This is a genomic window from Bacillus sp. FSL R5-0659 (assembly GCF_038008785.1).
Taxonomy (GTDB): domain Bacteria; phylum Bacillota; class Bacilli; order Bacillales; family Bacillaceae; genus Bacillus; species Bacillus safensis.
In genome coordinates this window covers 1,415,272-1,434,821 of sequence record NZ_JBBOZU010000001.1, presented here as the reverse complement: position 1 = coordinate 1,434,821, position 19,550 = coordinate 1,415,272, and the positions used below count along the sequence as shown (strand labels likewise).

18 protein-coding genes are annotated in these 19,550 nt (G+C 41.1%); 2 read left to right on the top strand and 16 right to left on the bottom strand.

Annotation, left to right across the window (positions count from 1 at the left end; genetic code table 11):
• Positions 1-21: 21 nt before the first annotated feature.
• From spoVE to NSQ72_RS07215, 11 genes are all read right to left on the bottom strand, one after another.
• Positions 22-1,122 carry a stage V sporulation protein E gene (gene spoVE, locus NSQ72_RS07265; RefSeq protein ID WP_024424259.1) on the bottom strand — a complete coding sequence of 367 codons (1,101 nt, stop codon included), beginning with the start codon at positions 1,120-1,122 and terminating at the stop codon, positions 22-24.
• Between the two features lie 59 nt (positions 1,123-1,181).
• Complete coding sequence (gene murD, locus NSQ72_RS07260) at positions 1,182-2,528, bottom strand: UDP-N-acetylmuramoyl-L-alanine--D-glutamate ligase (protein ID WP_052196550.1); 1,347 nt, start codon at positions 2,526-2,528, stop codon at positions 1,182-1,184.
• A gap of 9 nt (positions 2,529-2,537) precedes the next feature.
• A complete protein-coding gene (gene mraY, locus NSQ72_RS07255) occupies positions 2,538-3,512 on the bottom strand; it encodes a phospho-N-acetylmuramoyl-pentapeptide-transferase (RefSeq protein ID WP_003211854.1) in 975 nt (324 codons plus the stop codon).
• A 135-nt stretch (positions 3,513-3,647) separates the two neighbouring features.
• A complete protein-coding gene (locus tag NSQ72_RS07250) occupies positions 3,648-5,123 on the bottom strand; it encodes a UDP-N-acetylmuramoyl-L-alanyl-D-glutamate--2,6-diaminopimelate ligase (RefSeq protein WP_341083685.1) in 1,476 nt (491 codons plus the stop codon).
• Between the two features lie 211 nt (positions 5,124-5,334).
• Positions 5,335-7,254, bottom strand: coding sequence for a stage V sporulation protein D (locus NSQ72_RS07245; protein WP_039178327.1), 1,920 nt, complete (start codon positions 7,252-7,254; stop codon positions 5,335-5,337).
• A gap of 128 nt (positions 7,255-7,382) precedes the next feature.
• Positions 7,383-9,533, bottom strand: a complete 2,151-nt coding sequence (locus NSQ72_RS07240; RefSeq protein ID WP_059377115.1) for a penicillin-binding protein — start codon at positions 9,531-9,533, stop codon at positions 7,383-7,385.
• A 7-nt stretch (positions 9,534-9,540) separates the two neighbouring features.
• Entirely contained in the window at positions 9,541-9,888 is a 348-nt protein-coding gene (gene ftsL, locus NSQ72_RS07235) for a cell division protein FtsL (protein WP_039178324.1), read from the bottom strand.
• A 37-nt stretch (positions 9,889-9,925) separates the two neighbouring features.
• Entirely contained in the window at positions 9,926-10,858 is a 933-nt protein-coding gene (rsmH, locus tag NSQ72_RS07230; protein WP_341083682.1) for a 16S rRNA (cytosine(1402)-N(4))-methyltransferase RsmH, read from the bottom strand.
• Between the two features lie 66 nt (positions 10,859-10,924).
• The gene (gene mraZ, locus NSQ72_RS07225; RefSeq protein WP_003211163.1) at positions 10,925-11,356 is read right to left on the bottom strand and encodes a division/cell wall cluster transcriptional repressor MraZ; all 432 of its coding nucleotides are present in this window, start codon (positions 11,354-11,356) and stop codon (positions 10,925-10,927) included.
• 128 nt (positions 11,357-11,484) lie between these two features.
• Positions 11,485-13,104: a bacillithiol biosynthesis cysteine-adding enzyme BshC gene (bshC, locus tag NSQ72_RS07220; RefSeq protein ID WP_341083681.1), complete on the bottom strand. Its 1,620-nt coding sequence runs from the start codon at positions 13,102-13,104 to the stop codon at positions 11,485-11,487.
• Between the two features lie 65 nt (positions 13,105-13,169).
• Positions 13,170-14,069: a 2-dehydropantoate 2-reductase gene (locus NSQ72_RS07215; protein WP_341083679.1), complete on the bottom strand. Its 900-nt coding sequence runs from the start codon at positions 14,067-14,069 to the stop codon at positions 13,170-13,172.
• A 210-nt stretch (positions 14,070-14,279) separates the two neighbouring features.
• Between NSQ72_RS07215 and NSQ72_RS07210 the strand changes: the two genes are divergently transcribed.
• Positions 14,280-14,759 (top strand): N-acetyltransferase, encoded by a 480-nt coding sequence (locus tag NSQ72_RS07210; RefSeq protein WP_007499784.1) that lies wholly within the window; start codon positions 14,280-14,282, stop codon positions 14,757-14,759.
• A 45-nt stretch (positions 14,760-14,804) separates the two neighbouring features.
• Here the strand turns inward: NSQ72_RS07210 and gerR are convergent, their stop codons facing one another.
• From gerR to NSQ72_RS07195, 3 genes are all read right to left on the bottom strand, one after another.
• Entirely contained in the window at positions 14,805-15,344 is a 540-nt protein-coding gene (gene gerR / locus NSQ72_RS07205) for a sporulation-specific transcriptional regulator GerR (RefSeq protein WP_341083677.1), read from the bottom strand.
• Between the two features lie 138 nt (positions 15,345-15,482).
• Positions 15,483-15,656, bottom strand: a complete 174-nt coding sequence (rpmF, locus tag NSQ72_RS07200) for a 50S ribosomal protein L32 (protein ID WP_008354700.1) — start codon at positions 15,654-15,656, stop codon at positions 15,483-15,485.
• 21 nt (positions 15,657-15,677) lie between these two features.
• Complete coding sequence (locus NSQ72_RS07195; protein ID WP_019743276.1) at positions 15,678-16,196, bottom strand: YceD family protein; 519 nt, start codon at positions 16,194-16,196, stop codon at positions 15,678-15,680.
• 193 nt (positions 16,197-16,389) lie between these two features.
• Between NSQ72_RS07195 and NSQ72_RS07190 the strand changes: the two genes are divergently transcribed.
• Positions 16,390-17,637: a nucleotidyltransferase gene (locus NSQ72_RS07190; RefSeq protein WP_341083675.1), complete on the top strand. Its 1,248-nt coding sequence runs from the start codon at positions 16,390-16,392 to the stop codon at positions 17,635-17,637.
• A 36-nt stretch (positions 17,638-17,673) separates the two neighbouring features.
• Here NSQ72_RS07190 and NSQ72_RS07185 read toward each other — a convergent pair whose 3' ends face one another.
• Entirely contained in the window at positions 17,674-18,702 is a 1,029-nt protein-coding gene (locus tag NSQ72_RS07185) for a SepM family pheromone-processing serine protease (protein WP_039178313.1), read from the bottom strand.
• A gap of 4 nt (positions 18,703-18,706) precedes the next feature.
• Complete coding sequence (locus NSQ72_RS07180; RefSeq protein ID WP_041084940.1) at positions 18,707-19,486, bottom strand: patatin-like phospholipase family protein; 780 nt, start codon at positions 19,484-19,486, stop codon at positions 18,707-18,709.
• Positions 19,487-19,550 lie beyond the last annotated feature (64 nt).

The following is a 19,550-nucleotide window of genomic DNA, read 5'->3' as shown; positions in this document are numbered from 1 at the left end:
GTTTCATGAACTAGCAGCACATTAATATCTAGCGTACCTGCTTACATTCAGAAGTACGCCAATTGCCATCAGCATTAATGTCAGTGATGAGCCGCCATAACTTAGGAATGGGAGCGTGATCCCTGTCACAGGGATGAGTCCAGTAACAACTGCGATATTAATCATCACTTGAATGGCAACCATTGAAATAATGCCAACTGCTAGGAAACTTCCGTATAAGTCTGGGGCTCCAAGTGCTATTCGTATGCCTCTCCATAATAGAACACTAAAGAGCAGCAAAATGAGTGATCCTCCTATAAAGCCAAGCTCTTCAGACAATATCGCAAAGATGAAGTCTGTTTGAGGCTCAGGTAAATAAAAGAATTTCTGTCTACTTTGACCGAGACCCATTCCGAACAGACCGCCTGGACCAACAGCGTATAAGGATTGAATAATTTGAAACCCACTGCCTAGTGGATCTTCCCAAGGATTTAAGTACGATGTAATTCGTTTTATGCGGTAGGGCGCTGATAAGACGAGTGCAGCAAATCCGCTGAGCCCTAAAAGACCGAGAAATATAAAGTGAGCAATTCTCGCACCTGAAACAAATATCATAATAATACAGGTTCCAACCATTACCGTCCCTGTTCCCAAATCTGGCTGCAGCATTATGATGGCAAATGCAGAAAACACAATGCCTAATGCTGGTGCGAAACCTTTACGAAAGGATGTGATATTTTTTTGTTTTTCAGATAAGAATTTTGCAAGAAACGCAATCATCGCAAGCTTCATAAATTCAGAGGGCTGAATACTAAACGCACCGACACCGATCCAGCTTCTTGATCCATTTCTCTCCATACCGATACCTGGAATAAGTACAAGCAGTAAAAGGAGAAAACAAACAGCAATCAATATCTTTGACCAAGTCCGCCACGTCCAATAATCGACTCGCATAATGAAAAACATCGCGATAACTCCGATTCCGGCAAACAAAAGCTGTCTTTTTGCAAAATAAAACGAATCATCAAATTTATACGATGCCCACACAGCACTAGCGCTGTACACCATAATTAAACCAATCGTCAATAAAAGTAACGTAATGACAACAAGCAAAAAGTCCGGAGAAGTTTTCTTATTCGTCAAGAGACCGACACCCCAAGCATAATTCATTTGGGCTGTCAGTCATTATGAGAGACAAGCCCTTATTTAAGCATATGCACGGCGTTTACAAACATGTCTCCACGTTCTTCAAATGTTTTATGTTGATCCCAGCTTGCACAAGCCGGGGATAATAAAATCACGTCTTCTTCTTCAGAAATGTTAAACGCCGCAGGTACTGCTTGTTCAACATTATCGACATGTTTTACGTGATGTATTCCCAGTTCTTCACCAAGCTTCACAAACTTAGGTGCCGTCTCACCAAATGTGATGATTCCTTTTACATTTTTCATAAAAGGCTTCAATTCATCAAATTCATTACCGCGATCAAGCCCGCCGGCTAGTAAAATGGTCGGCTGCTTAAAAGCTGACAATGCTTTACTTGTTGCCAGTATATTGGTGGCTTTACTATCGTTATAGAATTTTCTGCTTTGAATTGTATCTACAAACTGGAGACGATGCTTCACTCCACTAAAAGTCGTGAGAACGTGTGCGATTGCTTCATTTGAGCAGCCAGTATTTTTCACAACACAAATAGCTGCTAAAATATTTTCTTGGTTATGCTCACCAGGAAGAACAACATCCTTTAAATCAATGATATGTTCATTCATGTAGTAAATCGCACCATTTTTAATATAAGCACCATGTTCTACTTGCTCTTTTACCGAGAAAAATACTTTTTTTGCTTTTGAAGCTTCGGCCAGTTTTACAACTGATGGATCATCAAGGTTAATGACAGCTATGTCATCTTCAAGTTGATGTGCGTATACTTTCTGCTTTGCTTTTTCATATTCATCACGAGTGTGGTGATAGTCTAAATGTGCATCAAAAATATTTAATATTAAGCTGATTTTAGGTCTAAAATCAACCGTTCCCATTAACTGGAAAGAAGACAACTCAGTTACAATCCACTCATCGCCAGCTGCCTTTGCAGCGACTTCGCTGGCAACTGTGCCAATATTACCTGCCACTAAAGTTTTTTGACTATCGCTTTTCAGCATTTCATAAATCAAAGTCGTGGTAGTGGTTTTTCCATTTGATCCAGTAATCCCAATAAAAGGAGCTGAGGTTAAATGATAAGCTAATTCAATTTCCGTCCAAACTGGAATTTGGCGGCGAATCGCCTCTTGAACCATCACATTTTCATATGGAATTCCTGGATTTTTAATTAAAATCGTTATTTCATTATCATCGAACATACGAAGAGGATGGCTGCCACAAATGACATCAATCCCCTTTTCAGAAAGAAGCTGAGCAGGTTCATTTTCTTCAAACGGCTTTTGGTCATTTACTATGACATTTACTCCATGCTCATGAAGAATTGAAGCTGCCGCATATCCGCTTTTTGCAAGACCTAATACTAGTACATGTTCGTTTTTTAACATTTGCATCTTATTCAATTATAACCACACCTCGATGTAAATTCCTAAAACAGCAAGTAATAAACCAGCTGTCCAGAAGGTGACAACTACTCTCCACTCAGACCAGCCAACTAACTCATAGTGGTGGTGAAGCGGACTCATCTTAAAGATTCTTTTTCCAGTTGTTTTAAAGGAGATCACTTGAAGAATAACGGATAACGTTTCGACAACAAATACTCCTCCAATAATGACAAGTAAAATTTCAAGCTTTGTTAAAATGGCAATCGCTACAATCGCTCCGCCTAAAGCAAGCGACCCTGTATCGCCCATAAATACTTTTGCAGGATGCGCGTTAAACACAAGAAACCCAAGAACGGCTCCAGCAACAGCTACTGAAAAGATCGCTACATCGTACTGTGATTGATTCCAAGCCAGTATAGCAAAGGCTCCAAAGGCAATAGCAGCGGTACCAGATAATAGACCATCCAGTCCATCCGTTAAGTTCACAGCATTTGAACCCCCGACAAGCATGAAAACGACAAGGATAAAGTAAGCCCATCCTAAATCGAAGCTGACATCTGTTCCTGGAATGCGAATCGTCGTTGCAAACTGATAATAATGGAAGACTGCATAAAAAATCACTGCGATCACAATTTGACCGATTAATTTCTGTTTTGATGTTAAACCTAGGTTTCGTTTCATCGCTACTTTAATATAATCATCTAAAAATCCTAATAGACCGTAGCCAAGCGTGACAAATAACAATAAAAACATTTCTGGACTAATCTCAGAAAATTTGTTGATCATCACAATCGTCGTAATTGTGATAGAAAAGATAATCATAATTCCGCCCATTGTCGGAGTACCTGATTTCTTTTGATGAGACTGTGGTCCTTCTTCTCTAATACTTTGACCAAATTTAAGTCTTCTTAAAAACGGAATAAAAATCGGGGATAAAAGAACACTGATTAAAAATCCCATTATGATTGTAAACAATATCACCTGTTCAAGCATCGTTCTTTACTCCTTCCGAATTTCCAAAGCCGTTTTCCATCAGAAAATTGCATTCATTATTAAGGTATTCATTCGCGTTCTTCGTATGTTGTTTTTGTACAAAATGCTTCATTTCATTACACTCTTTTCATCATTTTAAGATTTGTTTAGATCTAAAATAGCGTCCATTGCAACCTTTGCATCATCAAAATCGTACACTTGATCGCCAACGATTTGATATGTCTCATGGCCTTTACCCGCTATTAAGACTGTATCGCCTTTTTTCGCATTGGCAATTGCAAAAAAGATGGCTTGTTTGCGATTCACAAAGCTATGATAATATGCGTCTGGCACACCATTTTCCATATCCTTTAAGATAGCTGAAGGATCTTCGCTTCTTGGGTTGTCTGATGTAAATACAGGCTCATCTGCATACTTCACAGCGATTTGGGCCATTTGAGGACGCTTTGTTTTATCACGGTCGCCGCCGCAGCCTATCACACAGAAAATTTTGCCGGCTGTTAATTCTCTACACGTTGTCAGGACATTTTCTAAGCTGTCAGGTGTATGGGCGTAATCGACGATCACAGGGAAATCTTGATCACAGTTCACAAGTTCAAATCGGCCTTTGACTCCCTCCAGCTCTTCAATAGCACTTACAATCGTTTCAAATGTTAAGCCAGATACGATCCCTACTGATACAGCTGCTAGGATGTTGTACACATTAAACTTACCGATGAGGGCAACTGTCACATTTTTGATCCCAATTGGAGTGATTAAATCAAATTGAGTTCCCTTCGGCTTGATTTGAATATTCTTTGCCATGACATCTGCTTTTTGCTCTAAGCCATATGTCATGACTTCAGCAGCTGTCACTTTTTCATAGTAACTCGAAGCATCATCATCCGCATTTAAAATCGCATGCTTTGGCTTATCGTGATGAAAGGCACTGCCCAGCTGTGAAAACAGCAAGCTTTTCGCATGTTTATATTCTTCCATTGTGTTGTGGTAGTCAAGATGGTCCTGCGAAAGGTTTGTGAAAACGGCAATATCATAATCACATCCATGTACCCTGCCAAGATGCAGTGCGTGTGATGATACTTCCATAATGGCTGTGTCTACATCTTGATCAAGCATCTGTTTAAAGGTCTTCTGAAGTGTGACACTTTCAGGTGTCGTGTTTTTCACATCGAGAATGTCATCATTCACCTTCATATACATCGTACCGATTAAGCCTGTTTTCTTTTCGGCTTTTCTCATCATTTGTTCAATCATGTGTGTTGTGGAAGTTTTTCCGTTTGTGCCTGTGATCCCGATGAGATTCAGCTTATGAGTTGGCTGTTCGTAAAACGCATCAGCTATTCTTGCAAGAGCTCTTTGAGAGTGTTTCACAATAATGACTGGTACATCTGTTATGTTAAGAGGGTGTTCTGCTACAATCGCTGCAGCCCCGCTTTTCACCGCTTTTTCAGCATAATCGTGTCCATCTACTGTATAGCCTTTTATACAGACAAAAAGGCTTCCTTTTTTCACCTCTCTAGAATCCATTTCGATGGAAGTGATATCAGGATTTTCGTTTATTAATTCGTTGTTTTCACTTTTAAAGTATGTAAGGAGTTCTTGTAATTTCATTTCATATCAAACCTCTCAAATTCGTTCACGTGTATGTCTTGCGAAAAAAACACACAGTCTATATTTTATCGTAAAAAAAAGGATACATCCAGCGTATTCCTTAAGTTTCTCTTGGAAAAAACACACTTTAGGTTCTTTTTTTCAAACAGACCTTCTCTTTCAACAAAAAGAGGCAGCCGAATGAGTGCGGCTACCCTCTGTTCATTCTTTATTATTCATCGTTTAAGTATAATCTGATGGTGGAGCCTTCTTTGACCTTCGTCCCAGCAGCAGGTGATTGCTTCACCACTTTACTGCCAGTTCCAGAAGCATCGATCTTAAGATTAATCAGGAGGGATTCAAGGTCTGAAACAGATCCTCCTACAAGATTCGGTACTTCAATCGTTTTTGTGTCCAGCCACTGGTACTTCTTTTCAATTTGTCCTTTTCTTTTTTTCACACCCATTTCAGGCAGGCTGTCCCGCATAATATGACCCACAATTGGCGCAGCAACTGTCCCACCAAATTGAATGGTGCCTTTCGGATTATCTACAGCCACATATACAACGATACTTGGATCATCAGCAGGCGCAAACCCGATAAACGACACAATGTGGTTATTTTCCATGTACTTGCCGTCTTTTACCTTCTGTGCTGTCCCTGTTTTTCCGCCAACACGATATCCTTCAACAAATGCATTTCGCCCAGTTCCTTGAGCGACTACACTTTCAAGCGCATATCTGATTTCTTTTGATGTTTCTGCTGAAATCACTTTCTTTTTGGCAATCGGCGATTGCTTTTTCACAACCTCTTTTGTGATTGGATCTATCCATTCTTTTGCAATGTACGGCGTGTAAAGTGTTCCACCATTTACCGCTGCGGCTACGGCAGCTACTTGCTGTATCGGCGTAACAGATACACCTTGACCAAAGGCAGTTGTCGCCTGCTCTACAGGACCAACCCGGTCCAGCGGGAACAAAATGCCTCGCCCTTCCCCTTGAAGATCAATCCCTGTTTTTTGGCCAAACCCGAAATTTTTAATATAGGAAAATAATTTATCCTTTCCTAGACGGTCGCCTAGTTCAACAAAGCCGGGGTTACAAGAGTTTTGCACCACTTCTAAAAATGACTGTGATCCATGCCCGCCTTTTTTCCAGCACCTAAGCCTTGCACCATCTACTGTTACAGATCCGCTGTCAAAAAAATGATCGCGCTTTAAATTGACTTTTTTCTCTTCTAGGGCTGCTGCAAGTGTAATTATTTTAAACGTCGAACCTGGCTCATATGTGCTCCACACCGGTAGATTTCGGTTAAACACTTTCGAGTCAACTGATTGATAATCCGCTGGATCAAAATCCGGTCTGCTCGACATCCCAAGCACTTCACCGTTCTTCGGATTCATCGCAATTGCAATCATGCCGTCTGGGTTATATTTTGCCTGCGCGTTGTCTAATTCCCGTTCTATGATGGTTTGTACTTTCGCATCGACAGTTAACTTCATATCAAGGCCATCTTTAGGCGGTGTATAATCATCTGCTTCATCTGGCATTTTCTGCCCTTTTGCATCGGAATAGAACTTTACAGAGCCTTTTTCACCTTTTAGGTCATCATCATAATAGGCTTCCAGTCCAAGTAACCCTTGATTATCAATTCCAGCGAAGCCAAGCACATGAGAAAGAAAACTGCCGAAGGGATAGTGTCTGATGCTGTCTTCCGCAACATAAACGCCATCTAAATCAAGCTCTCTGACTTCTTTTGCTTTTTCATGAGATACTTTTCTTCCCTCTGGAGAAATTCGTTCGATCGATGTTTTCTTTGTGACGTGCTTGTACGCTTTTTCCTCTGACATATTCAGTACTGCCGCCAGTTTCTTGCTTGTTTCTGCGGGATCTTTAATTTGACGCGGAACGACCAATATAGATGGGGCACTTTTGTTCGTCGCAAGCTCTACCCCATTTCGGTCCAAAATATCTCCCCTTTCTGGTTCGAACGGGAGGTTACGGCTCCATGAATCTTTTGCTAAACTTGTGAGCTTCTCACCCATAATAAACTGTACATATCCTAATCTAGTATCTATGATGAAAAAAATGATCACCCCAATCAGCAGCACGAAAAGCAATCGTTTTCTCACTGTTACACTTGATACTCGCACGCCCGGTTCACTCCTTACATACATATGGCTTGTTTCCATCATATGCAGGCCCGTCCTTATGTAGAACGTCTCGTCTATCCCGCTCGGCAAAAGAAAAAACCTAGCAAGTCGTTTGCTAGGTTTTGCAATTAATTCGGGCTTTTAAATGTCACAGTGACAACTTTATCTGAAATCTCCGCTCCACTTTTCACACTTTGTTTGACAGCATATCCTTGTCCCTTTGTTTCGATATGCACACCGGAAATGGATGCATATTGAAGGACTTCTCTTCTCGACCAGCCTGTCATATCAGGCATTTTGATGGTTTTTCCTGCTGTTTTCAAGAAAACTTTCTGGCTTTCAGAGAATTCAGAGCCTGCACTTGGCCACTGTCGTTTAATGGAGAGGCCGTCGCCGATGACAACAGGCGTTAAGTTTTTGCTTTTGGCTTCTGTTTCCGCCTGCTTCACTTCTAAATCTAAGAGTGAAGGCATTGTTTCTTGCTTCACTTTTTGTTCGCCTGATTTTTTATCGTCTGTTTTTGTTGGTGCAATATTTAAATATAGCAGACTATTTTTCATCACTGGGTTAAAGATTTGTGCAACTGGGGCAGAGCCAGTTTCTGTGTCAGACAGCTGCGGCTGCTGTACAGCTACATAAACGAGCAGCTTTGGATCATCTTTCGGCGCCATTCCCATAAATGAAAAGACGTAATCATTTCTTCCTTGGAGATAACCACCGGCACCACCGATTTGTCCTGTTCCTGTTTTTCCAGCAACGTCAAAGCCTTTGATTTGGTAAGGCTGACCTGTTCCAATCTTCGAGGAAACAACCTCACCTAAAATGTCACGTACTTGCTTTGCTGTATCTGAGGAAATTGGTTTTCCAGCTACTGTTGGTTCGTGCTGTAAAATCGTTTTGTTTGTGTTCGGGTCTGTAATATGATCAATGACATATGGCTTCATCATCGTTCCACCGTTTGCTATCGCTGTCGCTGCTTCAATTTGTTGAATCGGTGTAATGGCAGACGCTTGACCGTAAGCTGTCGATGCTTTGTCATATTCGTATCTGTAATTGATTTTACTAGACGCTTCGTTCGGCAAGTCAATACCTGTTTTGTCGTAAAAATGGAACTTCTGCAAATATTGTTCGTAGCGCGTGAAGCCTAACTTTTCTTTTGCCAGCTTTGCAAAGGCTACGTTTGACGAACGGAGAACACCTTCATGAAAGTCAATTTTCCCCCAGCCATTTCCGTTGTTATGGTCTCTTACAAGGCCGCCGCCTACCTTATAAGTACCAGATTGATATTTATCATTGCCTTGGTAGACCCCTTCTTGGATTGCCGCAGCAAGTGTAAAGATTTTCATCGTTGAACCTGGTTCAAACGCATATGAAATGACATCATTGTTATAATTCGTAATGTCTAATTCATTTAAATTAAAGCTTGGCCGTTGTCCCATCGCGAGCACCTTTCCCGTTTTTGGGTCAACGACTGTAGCAATGATTTTCTTCGGTTTATATTTTTTAGCAACCTGCGTCATACTTTCTTCAAGGAACGCTTGGATTTTTTGATCGATGGTCAGCGTGACGTTTTTCCCATCCTTCGGAGCGACAATGTCTTCTTTACTATTTGGAAGAGCCCATCCGCTTCTGTCACTGTTATATGTCACATAGCCGTCTTTTTCTTTTAAAAATTTGTTCAGTGCCTTCTCAAGTCCCATCGCGCCTGACATGTCCTTCGTTGCCTCATCTAATCTTGCATAACCGATCAGATTTGAAGCAAACATGCCGTTTGGATAATATCGCTTCGTGTCTTTTTCAAATGCGATTCCTGGCAGCTTTAGCTTTTCAATTTTTTCCTTTGTTGAAAAACTGATGTCTTTCCCAGCTTTACCAAACTCAACTTGGAACGCATCTTTTGTATTCAGACGCTTTAAAATTTCGCTTTCGCTCATATCAATTACTTTTGACAGCTCTTTTGCTGTCTTTTCTTTGTCGACGACATGCATTGGGTGCTTTGGATCGACCGTCATTTTCTTGCTCATGATCGCAATGAGTTTATAGACAGATGTATCCTCGGCAATCACATTCCCATTTCGGTCTAAAATAGACCCTCTTTTGGCTTCAAGTGTTTTTTTCGATTGATATTGTTCATTTGCCTTTGCGGCTAACACTTGACCATCGACCGTTCCTGTAATCTGAATATAAATAAAACGTGCAAGGATGATAAAGAAAAACAGGGCGAAGCAAATACTCGCAATTGCCGCGCCTCTGTTCATCATTTTATTCTTTTTAGGCATCGCCATCTTAATCGACCTTCTTAACATCTTTCGAAATGCTTAAGCCAGCTTTTTTCGCAGCTTCGATGATTCTTTCTGGTTCACTCAGCAAGTCTTTTTCCTTTTGAAGCTCAGTAATCTTCTTCGATTCTAAAGATACTTGCTGCTCTAATTTCTGCACCTCGATATTGGCGTGATAGACAGCAAAGGCTTTAGAAATGATGAGAATAGAGCTGCACATAAGAGCCATGACAAACATGACAAGTAAGATTTTTTCACCAAGTGTTATAGAACCTCTTCTTTTAATAACAACCGATTGGCCTTGCTGCTCTGTTTGATATTGTTTTACTTCTCTTTGGTAAGCCAAATTACTCATAAGAAACCTCCTTTTTATCATCATCTATGGTGTCGTTTTACTTTTTTTCTGCAATTCGGAGCTTCGCTGAACGGGCACGGTTGTTATGTTCCAGCTCTTGTTCTGATGCAACGATTGGTTTTCTCGTGATCAGCTTCAGCTTTGGTTCAAGTCCTTCTGGAATCACTGGTAGTCCGTGCGGAAGTTCTGGAAGAGAAGACATTTCTTTAAATGTACTTTTACAAATCCGGTCTTCAAGTGAATGGAATGTAATGACAGAAATTCTCCCCTTCGGATTGAGTAACTCTATTGCTTGTTCTAGTGCTTCTTCAAAAACTTTCAATTCATCATTTACGGCAATTCGGATCGCTTGAAACACTCTTTTTGCTGGATGTCCGCCATTTCGTCTTGCAGGTGCGGGAATTCCTTCTTTGATAATGTCGACAAGCTCACCTGTTGTTTCAATTGGCGCTTTTTTTCTAGCTTCTTCAATTTTGCGTGCGATTTGCTTGCTGAATTTTTCTTCCCCATATTTGTAGAAAATCCGAACTAGATCTTCAAATGGCCATTCATTCACCACTTGCTTTGCCGACAATGCGGCTGTTTGATCCATTCGCATGTCAAGAGGTGCATCATGGTGATAACTAAAGCCTCTCTCTGGTGTGTCGAGCTGAGGAGATGAAACCCCAAGATCAAAAATCACACCGTCTACGCTTGTAATGCCTTGTTCATTCAGACGTTCTTTTAAATATCGGAAGTTGCTTTTTATGAAAAGAATGTTCGCTTTAGAATCCGCGAGCTTCTCTCGTGCATGATCCAGTGCAGCATCGTCTTGGTCAAATCCAATCAATGTACCTTTTTCTGATAGTTGAGATAGTAAATATGAGCTATGACCTGCTCCGCCCAGCGTGCAGTCTACATATGTACCGTCTTCTTTGACGTTTAAACCGTCAACTGTTTCTTTTAATAATACTGTCTCATGTTGAAACATGATGTTATGGTCCCACCTTTTTCAAATAGAAATGAATGTGTAGAAAGCTTGCTGCACAAGGGATTATTATATATCAAACCCAATCATGTTTTCAGCAATTTCAGCAAAAGAATCTTCTTGCTCTTCTGTATATTGTTCCCAGATCGACTTACTCCACAACTCAATTCGATTTGAAACGCCGATGACCACACATTCTTTTTCGAGTTTTGCATATTGGAGTAGGTTTGATGCGATGTTAATGCGCCCCTGCTTGTCCAAATCGCATTCAACTGCGCCGGAGAAGAAGAACCGGGTAAACGCACGTGCATCTTTTTTCGTTAGCGGCAGTGCTTTGAGTTTCTCTTCAATTAGTTTCCACTCACTCATAGGGTAGCCAAATAAACATTGATCAAGCCCTCTCGTCAGCACAAACTGTTCTCCGAGACCGTCTCTAAATTTAGCAGGGATGATCATGCGCCCTTTTGTATCAATCGTATGTTGGTATTCACCCATGAACATGATAATCAGAGCCCCACTTTCTCACCCTTACTCTCCACTATCCACCACTTCTCTCCACAAAACTTATTTTACACTGTTTCTACATAAAAAAAAACCCTGAACTAGTCAGGGTTCATTAAAACTTTATTTCAAAGTTTGACAATTTGCTGCTTGTTTTGAAATGAAAATGGCAGATTTTTGAACGTTTTGAAGAATTCTGGACCATATTTGTTTAAAAAGTACATGATATTCCAAATTCTTTCTTGCGGGGCATCTAGTGGTTTTAAGCTGTTTTCAATCCGTTCAAAATCCCGAAGGATATATCCTTCCTTCTGTTCCACACGCTGCGCCACCTTTTGATAAACAAATTGAAGCTGGTCTTCGATAAATTTGGCATTTTTATCTAGCAGCTGCTCGAAGTTTGGTTCAACCTCCAGTGCTTCTTGCCTCAATACACCGTGAACTTTCGCTAATTCACGTTTCGCATGATCAACGGCTTGAACAAAGCTGTCTGGAAGGCTTTGCTCAAAGTGAGCCTCTTTCTTTTCTTTTACTCCGCTTGTGAGCACTTCTTCTACAGAAAGTTCTCTGACCGGGAGCTTCTTATCGATATGTCTTTCAAGAATGGTCACGTGCAGTCTTGGAAGAACAGGTGCCATCTTTAATTTAAAATGCTCAAAGATTCCTTTCAGCTCTCCCCAATAGTTGACTTCACCGTGTCCTGCCATAAAAGCAAGTGTCGGGAGAAGGGTTTCCTGCATTAAGGGACGCGTCACCACATTGTTGCTGAACCGTTCTGGGTGCTCCTCAATTTCCTGCAAAATCTCTTCTTTTGTCCATGTAAGCCCCACTTCTGATATAGAAAACTGGCCGTTTTCTTTTTCAATAAGGAAACGCTCCTCATCATATTCGTAAAACAGGTTCGCCTGATTGTCACCAGCTTCAATGATTGGCTGATATCCCGCTCGTTTCATGGCAGCCTGCGTTTCATTCAAACGAGCTGTGACCGCATCATTTGTCTCGACAATGTGCTTGAACAACGTACGCTCAAGTGGTTTAACGCCTAAGTCTCCTGAATTAAATAGAAGAAGTCCATCTTCTTCAAAAAGGTCGCATACAATCCATTCAAAGAAATCCGTAAACGTTTGTGATTTGCGTAAACATCGAAGAAGCTGATCAAGCAAGTCATTTGTATATGCAGATTCCTCATACGTTGAAAACACATCACGTAGCCATTTCTCTGTTTTTTCTTGATGCAGCGGTGTTCTTTTTGCAGCAGTTTTTTTAACGTTATGTAATGGCAGCTTTTGCTTGACTGGACCTTTTTCGCCAGATGTGTAGACAAAATTAATTTCATCTACGTCATGATCCTCACCTGCTACCCAAAAGACTGGAATCACAGGAACGCCAAGCGCTGATTCTTTTTCTTTTGCGAACTGAATAATGGATATGATTTTATGTATGGTATAAAGCGGTCCTGAAAGTAGGCCTGCCTGCTGCCCTCCAACCACCATGACACTCCGCTTGTCACGGATCTTTTCAATGTTCTGTCGCATCGCTGCCGATTCAAACTTTGCGTGGTATGCGCTCATATAATCTGCTAAAGCCTCGCGCGGGAAGCTCATTTCCATGAGATCGTTGTATCTCTTTTTCCATGTGTGCTCAGAATGTATATCATAATCAAAAAAAGCAGTCATCTCTTTTTTTTCTTCTATATAATCACGTATGAATAAATTCTGACTTCGGATGGAAAGTTCAGTCAATTGCATGTTTAGAACTTCCTTTCTTCAATAAATAGTTAGTTTCCCGAAAAAAGTATAGCATGTAAATGAGCTCACTCAAAAGATTTTGTTTGCTTTTTTTCCAATACTTCCAAGCTTCGATTGAAGAAAGTAAGATGTGGCGCCAGAATCTCTTGAGCTTGAGCCTTTTTTAAAAGATAGCCAATGATGGCTTTTCTTTCGGTTTCACGGCCTTTGACGATATCTTGAAGCATCGACGATTGATTGGCGGCCGTTTTCTTACAAATTGAAACGACGTGTGACCAGAGCTGCTCTTTTTCAGCCAGACCTAAAATGGACAATGCTTCTTCAAATGCACATTTCATCATGTATTCATATGAAGGATTTGCGATCAATTCCCCATTTTTCACATGCAATAAAGCCGTGAGCGGGTTAATGCATACATTGACTAGCAGTTTTTCCTCCAGCACTTTTTTCCATTCATCCGTATAAATCATCTGAAAATGATCCGGCGTTTCGTTTAAAGCATTTCTCACATCATCTGCATCCTCAGGATGAAAAGCCCCCCACTTGATGACACCAATTCCTGTATGGTTTACTGCATGATCTGATATCTTCATCGCACCGTGCTCTACGACACCTATATATATTGTATGCGCCGTTTTCCAGTTTTCTAAATCTAATAAGTGGGCCATGCCATTTTGTAAAAATAAGATTCGCTGACGAGGTAATGTCGATAGGTCATCAAGCACCTCTTGCAAATGATGATATTTCACCGTCACAATCAGCAGATCAAATCCTCCTGTAATTCCTGCCTGTGCCTTGGCAGACGACCGGAATGTCTCTCCTTTTACCGTTCGCTTAATTCCTGATGTTTGAATCTCCTCTGCCTGTTCTTTTCTTCTTGTCAAAACAGTGATGTCATGATGCTGTGATAAATAACTAGCACAAAGCAGACCAATCGCACCACCGCCAATGATTCCAATGTTCAACTGCCGCACTTCCCTTTTTCTGTTTACTTCATCATATCAACCATTTTAACAGTTTCATGCCGCGATGCAAAAAGCAGATGGCGCGCCGTGATTGAATTTTTTTAATTTAAAAACTATAATAATAAGTGTAAAAACTTTTTGAGGCGGATGGGATGAAAACGCCTTCAACGACATCACTGTCAACATTATGTGTGTAAGGGGGAAGATCATATGACACAAGTAAAGCGACTTCTAATCAATTACAAAACTTTAGAGGAATTTAAACAATTTAAGGAATATGGCATACAAGAACTATCCATGCTTGAAGACCTTGAAAGTAATATGATAGAAAATGACAGCAACTCTCCATTTTACGGGATTTATTTTGGAGATAAGCTGGTTGCACGTATGAGCCTTTATCAAGTGGACGGCTCGACGACAACGTATTTTGACCACAATCATGATTATTTAGAGCTGTGGAAGCTGGAAGTGCTTCCTGGGTATCAGCGTAAAGGGTACGGCGAGGCACTTGTTGATTTCGCCAAATCTTTCGGGTTGCCAATCCGAACCAATCCACGCGTCAAATCTGCCGGTTTTTGGGATAAAATGGGCTTTGAAGCAGTGAAATATGATATGGAACGCGATAAAGGTGAAAATCCACTCATCTGGGAGCCCGCCCATATTCAAAAGAATACAGGTGAATCCGCTTAATACTGATGGCAAAACGCCCCTCCTTTCTCTGTGAGGGGCGTTTTCTTATTTAGCATATTCTTTTAAGTTGATATTCTGTTTGACTCTTTCAACAATCCCAATGAGTGCCCGGTAATCTTCTTCTGTCATTTTTAATTGACGCTTCAAGTGTTCATTTTCTTCCGTGAGCGACTTTAGTTGATTCTGTGCATCCGCTAGTTCTTCGCGTAAATAAGCAGAGCCAGCAGGTTCTTTTTCAAGCTGCTCTAAAAACTGAATCACTTCTCGCAAGGTTAATTCAGCCTGATCTGAAGATGTCTTCTCTTCTATCGTTAACGTATTTTGCGGTAAACCTGAGGAATGGATCCCAATCTTTTTACGCAGTTCTTTTCGTTGTTTTTTCGCCAGCTCAATGCCTGCCTGATATTGTTTTCTGACGTATGAGTTCCATCTGAATCCACATGCTGCAGCTGTTCTTGACAAGGCTTTCCCGACTTCCTCAAATGCGGAAAGCTGCGTTCCTCCATCACGAATGTGTCTTAAGACGACTTCTGCTAAAAGTAAATCTTCATCTTGTGTCCATGCATCCTGCCTTGTAATCGTCAATTGATCATCCCCCCTGAATCTGAATACCACATCATATGCGCTTACTAGAGTAGATAGACTATTTGCAGGAGAGAAACCTAAAAAATAGACAAATAAAAAAACGCAAGGGAAGATTCCCTTACGCTTTTTTATCAAGCATTAGTTGCTTTTTACGTCTTTGCCTTTGTATGTTCCGCAAGATTTGCAGACACGATGAGAAATTTTCATTTCACCGCATTCTGGGCAAGCTACCATACCAGGTACTTGTAGTTTGAAATGCGTACGACGCAATCTTTTTTTCATTTTAGAAGTTCTTCTAAAAGGTACAGCCATTATTCCCACCTCCTTAAAGAGTTAAGATTCATTATTTTCTTCTAAGAGCTTCTTCAAGCCTTCCAGACGCGGATCAATTCGGTTTTGATGTGCATCTTCCGAAATGACCGCCCAGTCATTCCCTTCCTGTGGTGCAGCACCTTTTACGTCTGTTTGGTCGCAAAAGATTTGCATCGGCACTTCAAGAAGAATTTCTTCCTTGACTATAGGCGTTAAGTCGATGATATCGTCTTCTACAACAGATACGTCTTCATCTTCTATATCGTCTGTCTTATGAAGTACAAATAGTTCTTTCGTTGAAATCGCAAATGGATAATTTACATCAACAAGCGTTCTTGAACAAGGCAATGTCATTTCACCTGTGATGGTTAAATCAAATGCGACTTGCTTTGATTCGATCACTCCAGTCCCTTTCACCTCTACTGGTGAAATGCGACGTATATCTGAATGAAGGCTAGTAAGTTCATTTAAGTCAACCGTCTCATGAAAATCGAAGCTGTTTTTAGCTTTTTGATGTAACTGATAAACTGTCCATTTCAATTGTATCACCTCTAAGAGCAACAAACATGATTATAGCTTTCATCATGCTATTTGTCAATATTTTTTCTTTACAGTCCTTTGTGATGTCAGAGCGTTGTTTGACATCAGTTCACGGAATGCCTACACTGAAAAAAATGGTCTATGCTACTGTAGCATAGACCATTTAACCATAGCAAGAAAGGCGGAACATCTATTGAAAGCAACAGGAGTTGTTGTCGAGTACAATCCATTTCATTATGGACATGCCTATCATGTTCGTCAGGCGAAAACACATACCTCCTCAGATGTAGCCATTGCCGTCATGAGCGGTTCCTTCCTCCAGCGCGGAGAGCCTGCCATCGTCTCCAAATGGGCACGTACTAAAATGGCATTACAAAACGGTGTAGACATCGTATGTGAGCTTCCATACATCTATGCAGTGCAAAAGGCAGAAATCTTTGCAAACGGCGCTGTGTCCATTTTAGACGCTTTAAAATGCCGCTCCCTTTTTTTCGGAAGCGAGGATGGAGATATCAAAACATTTGAACGAACAGCTCACGCTTGGCATGAGAAAAAAGAAGAAATTGATCTTTTCACAAAAGCAAAGGTCAAAGAAGGGCTTAGTTATCCAGCTGCCTCTGCCGCTGCGTTTCAAGAGATCATTGATCCTAAACACTTACTGGATCTGTCTAAGCCCAATAACATTTTAGGCTTCCATTATGTCAAAGCGATCTTAGAGAGATCTCCTCACATAGAGCCCTTTACCTCTCAAAGAATTGCATCAGGTTATCATGATCAAGAGCTTCCTAAACATCAGAAAATCGCAAGCGCAACAAGCATCCGAAAAGCGTTAAAAGAGAATGGGTCATTTGAAACTGTCGCCTCTTATCTCCCGGAAGCTTCGCTTAAGCAATTACATGACTATTATTCTTCTTATGATCTTTTACATACGCAAGAAGACTATTTCAGCTTCTTAAAACATGTGTTTCACACCATGGGTACAGCAGAACTAGAAGGCATCTATGAAATTGAAGAAGGCATTGAACACCGCATGCAAAAGGCGATCACACATGCGTCCTCCTACGAGGAATATCTATCACTTTTGAAAACAAAACGATATACGTGGACAAGGCTGCAGCGGATGAATACGCACCTTTTAATGAGGGTAAAGAAAACTGTCATGCATGAACTGCTAAACGAGAAACACACGCCATACATTCGTTTACTTGGTATGTCAAAGAAAGGACAGCAATACTTATCACTTGTCAAAAAAGAATTGGACGTACCGCTCATCAGCAAGCTGTCTTCCTTTTCACACCCTGCCCTTGATCTTGACATTCGTGCTTCCCGCGTCTTCAGCCTTCCCATCAGCGAACCCATGCAAACAGAGTTAACGGAAGCAGAGTTTAAAACCTCACCAATCCGCTACGATGAAGAGACGGGTCTCTTCCAATCTCGATAAAAAAGAGCAGCCTTGATGAAGGCTGCTCTTTTTTGATTAAGATGCTTTCTCTTTTAACTTGTTTAAATAGTTCAGTGCGTCCTGCATTGTGTCTACAGGAACGATTTTCATATCACTTTTAATATCTTTCGCTGTTTTCACTGCATTTTTGTAGTCTGAATTTGGATCACCTTTATCGTTTGGTGCAAAGAAGATATCTTTTCCTGCTTTATCTGCTGCGACGACCTTTTGATCAATTCCGCCAATTGGCCCGACCGTACCATCAGCGTCAATCGTTCCAGTTCCTGCAATCGCATAGCCATGTGTTTCGTCTTCTTTTGTCAGCTGGTTATAAATTTCAAGTGACATCATTAAACCTGCCGACGGGCCGCCGATATTTTCAATATCCACCTTAATAGACGGCGAGACTTTCACATTTCGGTCTGTAAATAATGACACGCCAATTCCGACTCGGTTCGGCTCTTCTTTAAAAGGTTTTAACTTCACTTGCTGCGTGATATCCTTGCCGTTTCGTTCAAGAACAAAACGGACAGATGTACCTGCTTTTTGACGACTGATATACGACACCATTTTATCAGCTGAGTCATACGTCTTGCCATCAACGCTTTTAATCCGGTCACCCACTTCAATTTTGCCGTAAGCAGGCATGCCTTTCATGACGTAGCTCGCATATACCCCATTAAACGTATAATCTACTTTTTTACCTGCTTTTGTATACGCTGCAATCATGGCATTTTCTTGAGAGCTTTTCATTAGCTGAAGCTGTCTTTTCATATAATCTTCATCCGACTCTCCGTCCGCTTTAATGTTTTCTTCTGGGACGATTTCGTCATATTTATTCATTTTTGCAAGCAAATAAGTATACGGATTGGCTGGACCTACTTTAATCGTCATAAGAGAGAAGCTGCCCTTCTCACCGTATCCACCGTCCACTTGAATGTGTGGGGCAATTTCTGTTGCATCACCCGGCTTTGTCACGTAATACGGCAGTTTGACAAAAGTTAAGCCAAATAAGACAAGAACAACGACAAAAAAGCTGAGCCAGCGAATATTCAATTTTTTCATTCGATTAACACTCCCATTTATCAATGACATCTTTCAGTTTACCTGTTAATTGGTCTGCGGCGAGCTCCCCAGCTTCAATCATCTCCTGAACCTGTGTGAACGAACTAGAGCTAAATGTTTCAAGCCTTGGCCGAATCATGAGATCTGCATGAATGGTTTGATGACGGACCAATTCATTTTGAAGGATGTCCAAACTTTGCATAATCACATCCGATAATCTCGTCGCCTTTTCTGTTTTTTTCACCCTTGATACATCAGAGGCGATGATAAGGTCTGCGCCCATTTCTTTTAACACAGACACAGGAATGCGGTCAACAACCGCTCCATCCACTAGCTGTCTGCCGCCCATTTCGTGAGGAACAAACACGCCTGGAATGCTGATGCTTGCTCTGACTGCTTGTGAGACAGATCCTTCTTTAAACACAACCTTTTCCCCTGTTTCGAGGTCACAGGCGACCACCGCAAGGGGCATTCTTAATTCTTCGAATGTTTTCCCATATGTAAACGTGTGAATCAGCTGCAAAATTCGATTTCCTTTTAAAAGACCGATTTTTGGCAGTGTATAGTCAGCATAATACTTTCTTCTGAAGACAAGTGCAAGTTTTTTCATTTTTTCTACGTCTTGTCCTGCCGCATAAAAGCTCCCAACAAGTGCGCCAATACTGCTTCCTGCGATCATATCTACCTGTATCCCTTGCTTCTCAAGACTAGACAAAACCCCGATATGCGCCATTCCCCTCGCACCCCCGGAGCCTAATGCAAGCCCGATGATCGGTCGCTTCATGAAAATCCACCCTCCTCTTTCTAAGCATATATACGAATCTATAGGTCTAAACATGCCCCTACTG